Here is a 15,080-nt window from a genome sequence, read left to right as displayed (position 1 = left end):
CGCCCTCTGCTCGGGGCCTCTCAGCGTCCCCAGCGCAGCGCGGCGGTCTGCACCGGTGCGTCCCAGAGCTCCGTCAGCGCGTCGTCCAGCTTCAGCAGCGTGATCGAGACGCCCTGCATCTCCAGCGAGGTGACGTAGCTGCCGACCAGGCTGCGCCGCACCGTCACGCCCTTCTCGGCCAGCACCTCCGCGGCCCGGCGGTAGACGAGGTAGAGCTCGACCTGCGGGGTGCCGCCCAGTCCGTTGACGAAGAGGAGCACGTCGTCGCCGGAGGAGAAGGGGAGGTCCTCGAGGATCGGCGCGAGCAGGCGGTCGACGATCCGGTCGGCCGGCTCGAGCGGGATCCGCTCGCGGCCGGGCTCGCCGTGGATGCCGATGCCGATCTCGATCTCATCCTCGGCCAGCTCGAAGCTCGGCTCCCCCGCGTGCGGCACCGTGCAGGGCCGCAGCGCGACGCCCATCGAGCGGACGTTCGCGACGACCGTCTCGGCGATCGCCGCCACCTCGTCCAGCGAGTCGCCGCGCTCGGCCGCCGCTCCGGCGATCTTCTCCACCATCACCGTCCCGGCCACGCCGCGGCGCCCCGCCGTGTAGAGGGAGTCCTTGACGGCCACGTCGTCGTCGACGATCACCGAGCGGACCTCCACGTCGTCGGCGAGGGCCAGGTCGGCCGCCGTCTCGAAGTTGAGCACGTCGCCGGTGTAGTTCTTCACGATGTGCAGGACGCCCGCACCGCCGTCGACCGCCTTCGTGGCGGCGACGATCGGATCGGGAGTGGGCGAGGTGAACACCGGCCCCGGCACCGCGGCGTCGAGCATGCCGACGCCGACGAAGCCGGCGTGCAGGGGCTCGTGCCCGCTGCCGCCGCCGCTGACGATGCCGACCTTCCCCTGCCGCGGAGCGTCGACGCGCACCACGAACAGCGGATCGGGCTCGACCCGCACCAGGTCGGCGTGCGCGAGGCCGAATCCGGCCACGGACTCCGCGACGACGTTCTTCGGGTCGTTGATGAGCTTCTTCATCGAGGTCTCCTCCAGGGCGCTCCGCTCCGTCGCGGACAGCGGCTCCACGTTACGCCCGCCGTCCCGGCTCGCGCAGGCCCGGCATCGCGGCTCAGGCGCCGCGCCGGGTCTCCTCGACCCACTGGTCCAGCTTCGCCGTCGCGGCACCCGAGTCGACCGCCTGCGCGGCGCGGTCGAGCGCCGAGCGGAGGCGGTCGAGGATCGCCGTCCGGATCAGCCCCGGGTCGCGCGCCAGATCGAACGCGATCAGTCCCGCCGCCGCGTTCAGCAGCACGATGTCCCGCACCGGCCCCTTCTCGCCTGCCAGGACCGAGCGGACGACCTGCGCGTTGTAGGCGGCGTCGCGTCCGCGGAGCTGGTCGATGCTCGCGCGGCGCAGGCCGAGGTCGCGCGGGTCGAGGTCGTGCTCGACGACCGAGCCGCGCGAGACCTCCCAGATGTGGCTGTGCCCGGTGGTCGTCAGCTCGTCGAGGCCGTCGTCGCCGCGGAAGACGAGCGCCGTCGCGCCGCGGGTCTGGAACACCCCGACGAAGAGCGGGACCCGGTCCAGGTGCGCGACCCCGACGGCGGACGCCTCCGGCCGCGCCGGGTTGCAGAGCGGCCCGAGGAAGTTGAAGACGGTCGGCACGCCCAGCTCGGCCCGCACGGGCCCCGCGTGGCGGAACCCGGGGTGGAACATCGCGGCGAAGACGAAGGCGATCCCCGTCCGGCGGAACACCTCGGCCACCCGGTCGGCGGAGAGCGACAGATCGACGCCGAGCGCCGCGAGCACGTCCGAGGAGCCCGACGAGGAGGACGCCGCGCGGTTCCCGTGCTTGATCACCGGCGTTCCGGCCGCCGCCGCGATGATCGACGCGGTCGAGGAGATGTTGACCGTGCCGAAGCGGTCCCCGCCGGTCCCGACGATGTCGAGAGCCATCGGATCCACGTCCAGCGGCACCGCGTGCTCGAGGATCGCGTCGCGGAAGCCGACGATCTCGTCGACCGTCTCGCCCTTGGCGCGCAGCGCGATCAGCAGGCCCGCGAGCTGCGCCGGCGTGGCCTCGCCCTGCATCACCCGCTCCATGGCCCAGGTCGCCTCCGACACCGAGAGATCGGAGGAGTCGAGGAGGGAGCCGAGAATGAGCGGCCAGGACAGGGTTTCCGACATGGCTCTCAGATTATGCGACTACGAAGGCCCCACGGGAAGTGCGAGTTCCCCCCCTTGCGATCGTCCATAATGGTCTGTGTGACGAGCACCTCTCTCTCCCCCACGGCCACCGTGCCCGCAGTGAACCGACCCAACCCGGTCGCGGTCGGAACGATCGTCTGGCTGGGCAGCGAGGTCATGTTCTTCGCGGGCCTGTTCGCGATCTACTTCACCCTCCGCAGCACCTCACCGGAGCTGTGGTCGGCCGAGACCAGCATCCTGAACGTCCCCTACGCGAGCGTGAACACGGTGATCCTGGTCGCCTCGTCGTTCACCTGCCAGTTCGGCGTCTTCGCCGCCGAGCGCCTGCAGCCCCGCTCCACCGGGCTCAGCCCGTTCAAGTGGGGCATGGTCGAGTGGTTCTTCCTCACCTACGCCCTCGGCGCGGTCTTCGTCTGCGGTCAGGTCCTCGAGTACGCGACCCTCGTCTCCGAGGGCGTCACGCTCTCGAGCAACGCCTACGGCTCCGCGTTCTACCTCACCACCGGCTTCCACGCCCTGCACGTGACCGGCGGGCTCATCGCCTTCCTCCTCGTCATCGGCCGCGCCTTCGCCGTCAAGAACTTCGGCCACAAGGAGGCGACCAGCGCGATCGTCGTGTCCTACTACTGGCACTTCGTCGACGTCGTCTGGGTCGGCCTCTTCGTCGTCATCTACTTCCTGAAGTGAGGCCAGCCGCCTCCATGCCCCACCACACTCCCGAACCCCGCAGGAAGGTTGCCTCGATGGCCTCCCCGAAGACGAAGAGCCGCGCCAAGAAGGGTCGCCGTCACCCCCTGGCCACGCTGGCCCTGATCGCGATCGGCCTCGGCCTCACCGGCGGCACCTACGCGGCCGTCGGCGTCGCGACCTCCGCCTCCGCGGAGACCTCGGCCACCAGCCAGCAGACGATCGACGAGGGCTCGAAGCTCTTCGCCGCCAACTGCGCCACCTGCCACGGCCTCGACGCCGCGGGCACCGACAACGCCCCGTCGCTGATCGGCGTCGGCGCCGCCTCGGTCGACTTCCAGGTCGGCACCGGCCGCATGCCGATGCAGATGCACGGCCCGCAGGCCCTCGAGAAGCCGGTGCAGTTCACCGACGACCAGGTCGCCGAGCTGGCGGCGTACGTCGCCTCGCTGGCGCCCGGCCCCGCCATCCCCACCGGCGAGGTCCTCGACGCCCAGGGCGACTCGGCCAACGGCGCCGAGCTCTTCCGGATCAACTGCGCGATGTGCCACAACGTCGCCGGCGCCGGCGGCGCGCTGACCGAGGGCAAGTTCGCTCCCCCGCTGGGCGGCGTCACCGAGGCGCACATCTACGAGGCGATGGTCACCGGCCCGCAGAACATGCCGGTGTTCAACGACCTCAACATCTCGCCGGAAGACAAGCGCGACATCATCTCCTACCTCAAGTACATCGAGGCCAACCCCTCCCCGGGCGGATTCGCCCTGGGCTCCCTCGGCCCCGTCGCCGAAGGCCTCTTCCTCTGGATCTTCGGACTCGGTTCCATCGTCGCCCTGACGGTGTGGATCACCGCACGATCCAACTAGCAGACACCGGCGCCCTGGCGGGCGCTCGACCCCCACGACGCCGAGCGGCGTCGACACGGCGTGAAAAGGAGAACCATGGCAGAGCACGATGAGGGTGGCACCGACCTCGCCACCTCGTCGGCCACCGGGCACGGGAGTGCTCCGGCCGGCACCGCGGTCGTGACGCGGGACCGCGTCCAGGACCCGGGCCTCCCGCCGCACCGCCCCCGGATGACCGACGTCGACCCCAAGGTCGCGAAGCGGGCCGAGCGCACGGTCTACACGCTCTTCTACCTCTCCTTCGCGGGCTCGATCTTCGCGGTGGCCGCCTACATGGCGTTCCCGATCACGGAGAGCATCGAGTCGGTCCGGCTGAACACGCTGTTCATCGGCCTCGGCATGTCGCTGGCACTCCTGGGCATCGGCATCGCCGCCGTCCACTGGGGCAAGCAGCTGATGTCCGACCACGAGGGCATCGACATCCGCCACCCCGTCCGCAGCGCGGAGGACACCCGTGCCCGCGCGCTCGAGATCTTCGACCAGTCCGACAAGGAGTCCGGCTTCGGCCGGCGCTCGCTGATCCGCAACAGCCTCATCGGCTCGCTGATCGTCTTCCCCCTGCCCGCCGTGATCCTGTTCCGAGGCCTCGGACCGCAGGACCAGAACCCCGTCGCCCTCCTCAAGACCACGATGTGGCGCGAGGGCACGCGGCTCACCCTGGACCCCTCCGGAGCGCCGATCCTCGCATCGGACGTCACGCTGGGCTCCGCCTTCCACGTCATCCCCGAGGGACTCGACGAGGTCGAGGGCAAGCTGGAGGAGAAGGCCAAGGCCGCCGTCCTCCTGATGCGCCTGAAGCCCGAGGACCTGACCGTCAGCGAGGGTCGCGAGACCTGGAACTACGACGGCATCGTCGCCTACTCCAAGATCTGCACGCACGTCGGCTGCCCCGTGGCGCTGTACGAGCAGCAGACCCACCACCTCCTGTGCCCGTGCCACCAGTCGCAGTTCGACATCAAGCGCGAGGCCGAGGTCATCTTCGGTCCTGCGAAGCGCCCGCTTCCGCAGCTCCCCATCACCATCGACGCCGACGGATACCTGGTCGCCCGCAGCGACTTCACGGAGCCGGTCGGACCATCCTTCTGGGAGCGATGACACACATGTCCACCACCACACCTTCCCGCCCCGCGGCATCGCCCGCGGAGCCCGGCGACGGCGTCATCCTCGGCAGCGGCAAGCTGCAGAAGGGATACGTCGGCAAGGCCTCCAACTACATCGACGAGCGCACGAGCATCTCGGCGGTCGTCAAGGAGTTCGGCCGCAAGATCTTCCCGGACCACTGGTCGTTCCTCCTCGGCGAGGTCGCGCTCTACAGCTTCGTGATCATCCTGCTCTCGGGCACCTTCCTCACGTTCTTCTTCCAGGCCTCCATGGTCGAGACGCACTACGAGGGCAGCTACCTGCCGCTCAAGGGCATCGAGATGTCCGCGGCGATGGCCTCGTCGCTCGACATCTCGTTCGACATCCGCGGCGGCCTGCTGATGCGCCAGATCCACCACTGGGCGGCCCTGCTGTTCGTGGCCTCGATCGGCCTGCACATGCTCCGCATCTTCTTCACCGGTGCGTTCCGCAAGCCGCGCGAGATCAACTGGGTCATCGGCTTCGTCCTCTTCATCCTCGCGATGGCCGAGGGCTTCACCGGCTACTCCCTGCCGGACGACCTGCTCTCGGGCAACGGCCTCCGCATCATCGACGGCATGGTCAAGGGCATCCCGATCGTCGGCACCTGGGTCTCGTTCCTCCTCTTCGGCGGCGAGTTCCCCGGCACCGACATCGTCGGCCGCCTCTACACCCTGCACATCCTGCTGCTGCCGGCACTGGTGCTCGCGTTCATCGCCCTGCACCTCGTGTTCGTGGTCGTCCACAAGCACACCCAGTTCCCCGGTGCGGGCAAGACCGAGCAGAACGTGGTCGGCTACCCGGTGCTCCCGGTCTACGCCGCGAAGGCCGGTGGATTCTTCTTCATCGTCTTCGGTGTCGTCGTCCTCATCGCCTCGCTGTTCACGATCAACCCGATCTGGAACTACGGCCCGTACGACCCCTCCCCCGTCTCGGCCGGCACCCAGCCCGACTGGTATATCGGCTTCGCCGACGGTGCCCTGCGTCTGGTCCCGCCGGGACTCGAGTGGGCGATCCCGGGCCTCGGCACGATCTCGTTCAACATCCTCCTGCCGCTCTCCGTGGTCGGCCTGTTCATCGTCGTCGTCCTGCTCTACCCGTTCCTCGAGGCCTGGATCACCGGGGACAAGCGCGAGCACCACCTGCTCGACCGCCCGCGCAACGCCGCCACCCGCACCGCGATCGGTGCCGCCGGAGTGACGTTCTACGCCGTCCTCTGGGCTGCGGCGTCCTCCGACATCATCGCGACGCACTTCCACCTCACGATGGAGGGCGTCATCCACGCCCTGCAGTTCCTCCTCTTCGCCGGTCCGGTCATCGCGTACTTCGTCACGAAGCGCATCTGCCTCGCCCTGCAGAAGAAGGACCGCGAGATCGCCCTGCACGGCTTCGAGTCCGGCCGCATCGTCCGCCTCCCCGGCGGCGAGTTCATCGAGGTGCACCAGCAGCTCGACGCGTACGAGCGCTGGAAGCTGGTCGGCCAGGAGGAGTACGAGCCCCTCATGATCCGCCCGGACTCCCGCGGCCGCATCACCGCCCCGGAGCGCGTGCGGGCCGGCCTCTCCCGCTGGTTCTTCGAGGACCGGATCACCCCCGTCACCCAGAAGGAGCTCGAGAGCTCGCACAGCGAGCACTGACCCCCTCCCCGAAGGGCCCGGACGCACAGCGTCCGGGCCCTTCGTCGTCCCCTGCTCGACCATCCCGCACAGAGCGCAGAACACCACTGACCGAGCGGCACCCCCGCACAGCAGAGCCCGCCCCCTCATGCTGATCGAGCAGCCCGCGCAGCACCGTCAAAACAAGAGTCTGCAGACCCGCTCTCCTGAGGACGGCGGGTCTCGATAAGCCCCTCTGGCGCTGCTCGACCAGCAAGGACAGCACGGCCGCCCTCATGCTGATCGAGTAGCCCGCGCAGCGGGCGTATCGAGATCCACCACCGTCAGAACACGAGTCTGCAGACCCGCCCTGCTGAGGACCGCTGGTCTCGATACACCCCTGCGGGGCTGCTCGACCAGCAGGAACAGAGCGCGGCTCCTTCCCCACGCACCATGAGCGGGCGACGCGGCACCACCTCCCGAGACGCCCGCGCAGCGGCTCGGACGGCTCCCGCCGGGCCGAACCCCTGCTGCCCGAGTAGCGACCGCAGGTCGCGTATCGAGTGGAGGGGGGCGCTTTCGGGGCCATCGCAGGGTGGGGAAGAGACCGACGTCCTTGCGGTGGGCGGGTCTCGACACGCCCCAGCAGGGCTACTCGACCAGCATGTCTGCGAAGGGTCTTCCAAGCAGATCCACCCACGCCAGAAGACGCAGTTCGTAGACCAGTACTGCGGAAGGGGCCGGGTCTGGACACGCCGCTGCGGGGCTGCTGACCACCATGTCAGCGTGCCTCTGTCGGACGCCCCGGTCGGCGTGGAGTCGACTTTGCTGATCGAGTAGCCCGTGAAACGGGCGTATCGAGATCCACCACCTTCAGAACAGAAGCCTGCAGACACGCCCTGCTGATTAAGCCAGGTCTCGATCCGCCCCTGTGCGGCTGCTAGACCTGCATGAAGGGAGCTCTGCCCCTCCAGATTCCCCGGAACGGACGCACGCCGCCGGCCGAGTCCCGTTACGGGTCCGCTCGAAGCCCAGTGGCCCCGCGAGTGGACCCGGAGCGGCCTCCAGGGGCCCATCCGAGCCCGTTTCGCGTCTGTTCGCGCGTGTCCCGCACTCCGAGAGGAATGCAGAGGCCCGGGCCCGCCCTGCGGGCTCACCCGCCCCACGCGAAAGGGCCGGGTGCCGGAGGTCGAAACCTCCCGCACCCGGCCCTCGGAGCCGTGCAGTCCGCCTAGCGGGCGAAGTACCCGCGGTAGTACTCGTACACCCAGCCGGCGATGGCGACCAGGAAGAGGCCGACCGCGATGTAGGTGATCCAGAAGCCGACCGCGAGGCCGAGGAAGGCCAGTGCGGCGGAGCCGCCCAGGATCAGCGGCCACCAGCTCCACGGGCTGAAGAAGCCCAGCTCGGGGTCGCCGTCGTCGATGTCGGCGTCGAGGCGGTCCTCCGGCAGCTCGGCGCCCTGGGCCTTGTGCACCCGGCCGACGTAGAAGGCGATGAAGCCCCCCAGCACCGACGAGAGCGCGATGCCCACGGTGCCGACCCACTCGACCTGGCCGGTGTCGATCAGCGACCAGAGGATGTAGGTGACGTCCGCGAGGAGGAAGAACCCGGCGAGCAGCCAGAACAGATTGACGTTGGCGCGCATGGCCCTACTTCACCGTGCCTTCGGACTTGTCGTACGTGGGGGCGTCCGGAGCGTCCTTCGCCGGACCGATGCCGACGGGGATGCCGGCCTCGGGGTGGTTGAGGTCGAAGGCCGGAGCCTCGCTGCGGATGCGCGGGATGGAGGTGAAGTTGTGCCGGGGCGGCGGGCAGGAGGTCGCCCACTCGAGCGAGCGCGAGAAGCCCCACGGGTCGTTCACCGTGACCTTCGGCGCCTTGCGGGCCGTGATGTACACGTTGAGGAAGAACGGGATGAGCGAGACAGCGAGGATCATCGCGCCGATCGTCGACAGCTGGTTCATCCAGGTGAAGCCGTCCTCGGGCAGGTAGCTCGCGTAGCGGCGGGGCATGCCCACGACTCCGAGCCAGTGCTGGATGAGGAAGGTGGTGTGGAAGCCGATGAACAGCAGCCAGAAGTGCCACTTGCCCAGGGTCTCGTTCAGCATCTTGCCGGTCCACTTGGGCCACCAGAAGTAGAAGCCCGAGAACATCGCGAACACGACGGTGCCGAACACCACGTAGTGGAAGTGCGCGACCACGAAGTACGAGTCGGACACGTGGAAGTCCAGCGGCGGCGACGCGAGGATGACGCCGGTGAGGCCACCGAAGGTGAAGGTGATCAGGAAGCCGATCGCCCAGATCATCGGGGTCTCGAACGTCACGGATCCGCGCCACATGGTGCCGATCCAGTTGAAGATCTTCACGCCGGTCGGGACCGCGATCAGCATCGTCATCAGCGAGAAGAACGGCAGCAGGACCGAGCCGGTGACGTACATGTGGTGCGCCCACACGGTCACGGACAGGGCGGCGATCGCGATGGTCGCGTAGATCAGCGTCTTGTAGCCGAAGATCGGCTTGCGGCTGAAGACCGGGAAGACCTCGGAGACGATGCCGAAGAACGGCAGCGCGATGATGTACACCTCGGGGTGCCCGAAGAACCAGAACAGGTGCTGCCAGAGCAGCACGCCGCCGTTGGCCGCGTCGTAGATGTGCGCGTCGAACACGCGGTCGGCACCGAGGGCGAACATCGCGGCGGCGAGGACCGGGAAGGCCAGCAGCACGAGGATCGACGTCACCAGGATGTTCCAGGTGAAGATCGGCATGCGGAACATCGTCATGCCGGGCGCGCGCATCGTGATGATCGTGGTGATGAAGTTCACCGCACCGAGGATCGTGCCGAAGCCGGACAGCGCCAGGCCGAAGACCCAGAGATTGCCGCCGAGCCCTGGCGAGAACGTCGTGCTCGAGAGTGGCGCGTAGGCGAACCAGCCGAAGGACGCGGCGCCCTGCGGGGTGATGAAGCCGGCGACCGCGATCAGCGAGCCGAAGCTGTAGAGCCAGTAGGCGAACGCGTTGAGTCGCGGGAACGCGACGTCCGGAGCGCCGATCTGCAGCGGCATGAGGACGTTGGCGAAGCCCGCGAAGAGCGGCGTCGCGAACATCAGCAGCATGATCGTGCCGTGCATCGTGAAGAGCTGGTTGTACTGCTCGCGGGTCTCGACCACGGCGAGGCCGGGCTCGAAGAGCTGGGCGCGGATGACCAGGGCCATCACGCCCGCGATGCAGAAGTAGATGAACGAGGTGATCAGGTACATGTACCCGATGACCTTGTGATCGGTGGACGTCATCCAGCGAACGAGGACGTTCGCCTTGCGCTCGACCGGCGGTGTGCCGAATGAGCGGGACGGGGCGGGTGCTGTGGCGGTGCTCATGCTCCCTCTACTCCTCGTTCTCGGTGCGGGCCGGCGCGCCGGTGCCGGGCAGGTTGCTGTTGCGGTCGTACTCGGCGCCGAGCTGGCCGGTCTGGCCCGCGTCGCGCAGCGACTGGATGTAGTCGTCGTACTCGCCCTGCGAGACGACCTTCACGTTGAAGAGCATCGCGGAGTGGTACTCGCCGCAGAGCTCGGCGCACTTGCCGGCGTAGGTCCCCTCCTTGAGCGGCGTGACGTACATGTAGTTCGTCTTGCCGGGGATCATGTCCTTCTTGTAGAGGAAGTCGACGACCCAGAAGGAGTGGATGACGTCGCGGGCGTCGAGCTGGATCTTGATCTTCTGGTTCACCGGCAGGTAGAGCGTCGGCACCTCGGACTCGACCAGCGAGCCGGCGCCGTCGGCGCTGTCCTCGTACTGGCCCTGGATGCCCGCGGAGTAGACGTCCTCGTCGACGTAGTTGAAGTCCCACGCCCACTGCTTGCCGTAGACCTGGATGGTCTCGTCCGGGTCGTCGTAGGCCTGCTCGATGGCGGCCTGGTCGCGCGCGGTGAAGGCGAAGAAGCCGATCACGAGGATCAGCGGCACGATCGTGTAGAAGATCTCGATCGGCATGTTGTAGCGCAGCTGCACCGGGAGGCCGGTCTGGCCCTTCCGGCGGCGGTAGACGACGACCGCCCAGATCGTCAGGCCCCAGGTGATGACACCCACGGCGAGCAGGACGATCCAGGAGGTGACCCAGAGTCCGATGACCCGGTCGACGTGGTTCGTCGTGCCGGGTTCAGTGGGGAGCCAGCCCTGCAGCTGCTCCTGCGTGCAGCCCGCGAGGACGAGGGCGAGAGCTCCTGCGACGGGTACTGCGACCCATCGGCGGAGACGGCGATTGAAGCGCACCGGTGACCTTTCGGAAGACTGGGGACCAGTTCACACGAAACTGTATTAGACCGGCCCTAGCCTACCCGCCGTCGTCGGCAGGGAGTGCACCGGCACCCGCTCTTGACCTCTCGCCGAAGTGGTGCTGCAACGGCGAACGGCGCCCGGCCGCCCGCCGGAGCGGGGAGTCGGGCGCCGTTCGAGCGGGCCGTGCGGCGTGTCGCCGCGGTCGATCAGTGGAAGCTGTCGCCGCAGGCGCAGCTGCCGCCGGCGTTGGGGTTGTCGATGGTGAAGCCCTGCTTCTGAATGGTGTCCTCGAAGTCGATCGAGGCGCCGTCGAGGTAGGGGACGCTCATCTTGTCGACGACCAGGCCCACGCCCTCGAACTCGACCGCCGCGTCGCCGTCGAGCGTGCGCTCGTCGAAGTAGAGCTGGTAGATCAGGCCGGAGCAGCCGCCGGGCTGCACGGCGACGCGCAGGCGCAGGTCGTCGCGGCCCTCCTGCTCGAGGAGGCTCTTCACCTTTGCGGCGGCGACGGGGGTCATCGAGACGCCGTGCGCCGCGGTGGTGGTGCTGGCGGTCAGTGTCGTGTCGGACATGTCACTCCTCGGTGGGATCGGTCGGAACAGAGCCGAGCGGGAACAGAGCTGGCGGGATCGGACGGCGTGCTGCCGACGATTCTACGGTGGCAACCCGGGCGCGGGCCGGGCTATTCCGAATCGCTCAGGCCCGGTGCTCGGCGGCGCGCAGCAGGAACAGCGCCTCCGTCTGCGCCGCGCGCTGGAAGACGCCGAGATGGAGGGACTCGTTCGGGCTGTGCGCGCGCGAATCCGGGTCCTCGACGCCGGTGACCAGGATCTGCGCGTCCGGGAACTCGCGCACGAGGTCGGCGATGAAGGGGATGCTGCCGCCGACGCTGGTCTCCAGCGGCGCGCGGCCCCAGGCGTCGGCCATCGCCTGCTCGACCAGGCCGACGGCCCAGCCCGAGGTGTCGACCAGGAAGGGCTCCCCCGTGTCGATGTCGGCGATCTCGAGGTGGGCGCCGAACGGGGCGTGCGCCCGCAGGTGCCGCTCGAGGGCGGTGAAGCCCTCCTGCGCCTCCTGGCCGGGAGCGATGCGGGCGCTGATCTTGACCCGCACGGACGGGCTGAGGGTGTTGGAGGCGTCCACCACGCTGGGCGCGTCGATGCCCGTGACCGTGATCGACGGCTTCGACCAGATCCGGGAGAGGAGCGGTCCGGAGCCGATCGGCGAGACGCCGTCGAGCAGGCCGGAGTCGCGGCGCAGGTCCTCCTCGGTGGTCTCGGGGACGGCACCGTCGTGCTCGGTGAGCCCGGCGACCGCGACCGAGCCGTCCTCGTTCCAGAGCGTGTCGAGGAGGCGGATCGTCGCGAGCATCGCATCGGGCACCGCGCCGCCGAGCAGGCCCGAGTGCGAGGCGTGGTCGAGGGTGCGGACGGTGAGGGTCAGCGTGACGTTGCCACGCAGGCCCACGGTGAGCGAGGGGGTGTCGATGTCCCAGTTGTCGCTGTCGGCGACGACGATCACGTCGGCCCGCAGCGCGTCGTGGTGCTCGCGGAGGAAGGTCGGGAACGAGCGGGAGCCGAACTCCTCCTCGCCCTCGATGAAGAGCACGAGGCCGAGGTCGTGGTCGTCGCCCGCCACCCGGCGCAGGGCCCGGACGGCGGCGAGGTGCGAGACCACGCCGGCCTTGTCGTCCGCGGCACCGCGGCCGTAGAGGCGGTCGCCGCGCACGGTCGGCTCGAACGGCGGCGTCTCCCACGCCTCCTCCGCCCCCTGCGGCTGGACGTCGTGGTGGGCGTAGAGCAGGACCGTGGGTGCGCCGTTGCGGGCGGCCCGCGTCGCGAGGACGGCGGGCTGACCGAGGAGGTCGGAGTCGCCGATGGTGGAGCTGCGGATCGAGACCTCGTCGAAGGCACCCGTCTCCCGGGCGAGCTCGGCGATCGCCTCGGCGCTGGCGGCGACGCGGGTGGCGTCGAAGCCGTCCCAGGAGACGGAGGGGATCCGGACGAGCCGGCCCAGCTCGCCGAGCGAGCGGGGCAGGTCGTCGCGCACCGCGGCGAGCACCTCCTCCTCGGCGGCGGACAGGGTGGAGGACGGAGTCGGAGCGTCGTGAGCCATGGAGGTAATCTTAAGAGACCCTCGATTCCAAGGACGTTCCCCTGTGGCCAAGCACCCGATCGCACCCGACACCCCCGACGACGCCGACGTGACGGCCATCGGGAAGGGCCGGCCGACCCCGACGCGCCGCGAGCAGGAGCTCGCCCGCAAGCGTCCGCTGGTCGTGACCGACCGCAAGCAGGCCGCGCGGGACGCCCGCGTGAAGACCGCGGAGCTGCGCGAGCAGGCCCGCGTCGGCATGGCCGCCGGCGACCAGCGCTACCTGCCGGTGCGCGACAAGGGCCCGCAGCGCAAGTACGTCCGCGACTACGTCGACGCGCGCTTCAGCTTCGGCGAGTTCCTCATCCCGGTGATGGTCGTCGTGCTGCTGATCAGCTTCTTCCCGCAGCCCGAGCTCGCCTCGCTCACGCTGATCATCCTGTGGGCGTTCTTCCTGCTCGCCGTCCTCGACTGCATCCTGCTCGGCCGCCGGCTGAAGAAGAAGCTCGCCGAGCGCTTCGGCGGCGCCGACAAGGTCGAGAAGGGCATCCCGTGGTACGCCGCGATGCGCGCCCTCCAGCTGCGCGTGATGCGCCTGCCCAAGCCGCAGGTCAAGCGCGGAGCGTTCCCGGCCTGACCCGGCGACGCGAGCCGGGCCGGCGGAGGCCGGACCCGGCGGCGCCGGACTACGCGGCGCGCAGCCTCGCGAGCCCGCGGTTGATCTGGCGGCCCCAGAGCGGTCCGCGGAAGACGAACGCCGAGTAGCCCTGCACCAGCGTCGCGCCGGCGTCGAGCCGCTCCTGCACGTCCTCCGCGGTGTCCACTCCCCCGACGGAGATCACGCAGAACTCCGCGGGGACGACGCCGCGGATGACCCGCAGCACCTCGAGTGCGCGGGCGGCGAGCGGAGCGCCGGAGAGCCCGCCCGCTCCCGCGCGCTCGACGGCGGTGCGGTCGGTGCGCAGTCCCTCGCGGGACAGGGTGGTGTTCGTGGCGATGACACCGGCGAGGCCGAGGCGCACCGCGAGCTCGGCGACGCGGACGACCTCCTCGTCCGAGAGGTCCGGCGCGATCTTGACCAGCAGCGGAGTTGTGTCCGCCGCCTCGGCGACCGCGGCGAGCAGCGGCTCGAGCTTGTCGATCTCCTGCAGGCCGCGCAGACCCGGGGTGTTCGGCGAGCTGACGTTGACGACCAGGTAGTCGGCGAGCGGCGCGAGCATCCGGGCGCTGACCAGGTAGTCCTCGACAGCGTCGTCGACGTCGACCACCCGGCTCTTGCCGATGTTGACGCCGATCACGGGGCGGCCCCGGGCACTGCGCAGGCGGGCGAGGCGACCGGCCGCCGCACGGGCGCCGTGGTTGTTGAAGCCCATCCGGTTGATCAGCGCGCGGTCGGCGATCAGCCGGAAGAGCCGCGGGCGGTCGTTGCCGGGCTGGGCGCGGGCGGTCAGCGTGCCCACCTCGACGTGGCCGAAGCCGAGCGCGCCGAGACCGAGCACGGCGGTCGCGTCCTTGTCGAAGCCGGCGGCCACGCCGAACGGCGTCCGGAAGCGCAGGCCGAGCGCCTCGACCGAGAGGTCGGCGCGCGGCACGGTGAGCCGGCGGACGAGCGGGGCGACGGGGCCGAGCGCCTGGATCACCGGGAAGGCGAGGTGGTGCGCCCGCTCGGGATCGAGGCGCGTGAGCACGGTGGAGAACAGCAGCGGGTACACGGCGGCCCTCACAGCTCGTCGGCGGTGTGCAGGGCGGCGGGGCGCTCGGCGCGCAGCAGGGCGATCGCCGACTCGAAGTCGTCGAGGGAGTCGAACGCCTGGTAGACGCTCGCGAAGCGCAGGTAGGCGACCTCGTCCAGCTCGCGGAGGGGGACGAGGATGGCGAGCCCGATGTCGTTCGCGTCGATCTGCGAGGCGCCGGTGGAGCGGAGGTTCTCCTCGACCCGCTGGGCGAGCACGGCGAGGTCGGTGTCGGTCACCGGGCGGCCCTGGCAGGCCTTCCGGACGCCGCTGACGATCTTCTCGCGGCTGAACGGCTCCACGACTCCACTGCGCTTGATCACGACGAGGCTCGCGGTCTCGGTGGTGGAGAAGCGGCGGCCGCAGGACGGGCACTGGCGGCGGCGGCGGATGGAGAGGCCGTCGTCGCTGGTGCGCGAGTCGATCACGCGGGAGTCGGGGTGCCGGCAGAAGGGGCAGAACATCTCGGGTGCCTCTCGAGG

General features: G+C 69.7%; 14 protein-coding genes. 5 read left to right on the top strand and 9 right to left on the bottom strand.

The window, feature by feature from the left end; genetic code table 11:
* Positions 1–20: 20 nt before the first annotated feature.
* Together dhaK and trpD are read right to left on the bottom strand one after the other, a co-directional pair.
* Positions 21–1,022: a dihydroxyacetone kinase subunit DhaK gene (gene dhaK / locus EDF36_RS10740; RefSeq protein WP_123704887.1), complete on the bottom strand. Its 1,002-nt coding sequence runs from the start codon at positions 1,020–1,022 to the stop codon at positions 21–23.
* Between the two features lie 91 nt (positions 1,023–1,113).
* Complete coding sequence (gene trpD / locus EDF36_RS10735) at positions 1,114–2,172, bottom strand: anthranilate phosphoribosyltransferase (RefSeq protein ID WP_123733007.1); 1,059 nt, start codon at positions 2,170–2,172, stop codon at positions 1,114–1,116.
* A 69-nt stretch (positions 2,173–2,241) separates the two neighbouring features.
* Here trpD and EDF36_RS10730 point away from each other — a divergent pair, with 69 nt between their 5' ends.
* The 4 genes from EDF36_RS10730 to EDF36_RS10715 all read left to right on the top strand — a co-directional run bounded on the left by EDF36_RS10730 (position 2,242) and on the right by EDF36_RS10715 (position 6,538).
* Complete coding sequence (locus tag EDF36_RS10730; protein WP_123446158.1) at positions 2,242–2,880, top strand: heme-copper oxidase subunit III; 639 nt, start codon at positions 2,242–2,244, stop codon at positions 2,878–2,880.
* A 56-nt stretch (positions 2,881–2,936) separates the two neighbouring features.
* On the top strand, positions 2,937–3,743 hold the full coding sequence (locus EDF36_RS10725) for a c-type cytochrome (RefSeq protein WP_123446157.1): 807 nt from the start codon (positions 2,937–2,939) through the stop codon (positions 3,741–3,743).
* A gap of 75 nt (positions 3,744–3,818) precedes the next feature.
* On the top strand, positions 3,819–4,877 hold the full coding sequence (locus EDF36_RS10720; protein ID WP_123446156.1) for a ubiquinol-cytochrome c reductase iron-sulfur subunit: 1,059 nt from the start codon (positions 3,819–3,821) through the stop codon (positions 4,875–4,877).
* 5 nt (positions 4,878–4,882) lie between these two features.
* Complete coding sequence (locus EDF36_RS10715) at positions 4,883–6,538, top strand: ubiquinol-cytochrome c reductase cytochrome b subunit (protein ID WP_123704510.1); 1,656 nt, start codon at positions 4,883–4,885, stop codon at positions 6,536–6,538.
* A gap of 1,189 nt (positions 6,539–7,727) precedes the next feature.
* Here EDF36_RS10715 and EDF36_RS10710 read toward each other — a convergent pair.
* The 5 genes from EDF36_RS10710 to EDF36_RS10690 form a co-directional block, all read right to left on the bottom strand.
* Positions 7,728–8,144, bottom strand: coding sequence for a cytochrome c oxidase subunit 4 (locus EDF36_RS10710; RefSeq protein ID WP_123446154.1), 417 nt, complete (start codon positions 8,142–8,144; stop codon positions 7,728–7,730).
* A 4-nt stretch (positions 8,145–8,148) separates the two neighbouring features.
* Positions 8,149–9,873 carry a cytochrome c oxidase subunit I gene (ctaD, locus tag EDF36_RS10705; RefSeq protein ID WP_123446153.1) on the bottom strand — a complete coding sequence of 575 codons (1,725 nt, stop codon included), beginning with the start codon at positions 9,871–9,873 and terminating at the stop codon, positions 8,149–8,151.
* 7 nt (positions 9,874–9,880) lie between these two features.
* Complete coding sequence (gene coxB / locus EDF36_RS10700) at positions 9,881–10,765, bottom strand: cytochrome c oxidase subunit II (RefSeq protein WP_123446152.1); 885 nt, start codon at positions 10,763–10,765, stop codon at positions 9,881–9,883.
* Between the two features lie 212 nt (positions 10,766–10,977).
* Positions 10,978–11,343 carry an iron-sulfur cluster insertion protein ErpA gene (gene erpA, locus EDF36_RS10695; protein WP_123446151.1) on the bottom strand — a complete coding sequence of 122 codons (366 nt, stop codon included), beginning with the start codon at positions 11,341–11,343 and terminating at the stop codon, positions 10,978–10,980.
* Positions 11,344–11,467: 124 nt separating this feature from the next.
* Positions 11,468–12,886 carry a dipeptidase gene (locus EDF36_RS10690; protein WP_123733006.1) on the bottom strand — a complete coding sequence of 473 codons (1,419 nt, stop codon included), beginning with the start codon at positions 12,884–12,886 and terminating at the stop codon, positions 11,468–11,470.
* A 43-nt stretch (positions 12,887–12,929) separates the two neighbouring features.
* Between EDF36_RS10690 and EDF36_RS10685 the strand changes: the two genes are divergently transcribed.
* A complete protein-coding gene (locus EDF36_RS10685) occupies positions 12,930–13,502 on the top strand; it encodes a DUF3043 domain-containing protein (RefSeq protein WP_243587142.1) in 573 nt (190 codons plus the stop codon).
* Between the two features lie 49 nt (positions 13,503–13,551).
* Here the strand turns inward: EDF36_RS10685 and EDF36_RS10680 are convergent, their stop codons facing one another.
* Both EDF36_RS10680 and nrdR read right to left on the bottom strand, forming a co-directional pair.
* Positions 13,552–14,577, bottom strand: a complete 1,026-nt coding sequence (locus EDF36_RS10680; protein ID WP_123733005.1) for a quinone-dependent dihydroorotate dehydrogenase — start codon at positions 14,575–14,577, stop codon at positions 13,552–13,554.
* A gap of 8 nt (positions 14,578–14,585) precedes the next feature.
* Entirely contained in the window at positions 14,586–15,062 is a 477-nt protein-coding gene (gene nrdR / locus EDF36_RS10675; RefSeq protein WP_123446147.1) for a transcriptional regulator NrdR, read from the bottom strand.
* Positions 15,063–15,080: the final 18 nt, after the last annotated feature.

Origin of the sequence: Rathayibacter sp. PhB152 (genome assembly GCF_003751395.1) — a bacterium.
In the GTDB taxonomy this organism is placed as follows: domain Bacteria; phylum Actinomycetota; class Actinomycetes; order Actinomycetales; family Microbacteriaceae; genus Rathayibacter; species Rathayibacter festucae.
The sequence above is the reverse complement of the archived record's forward strand: the minus strand, read 5'-3'. Positions and strand labels throughout refer to the sequence as shown.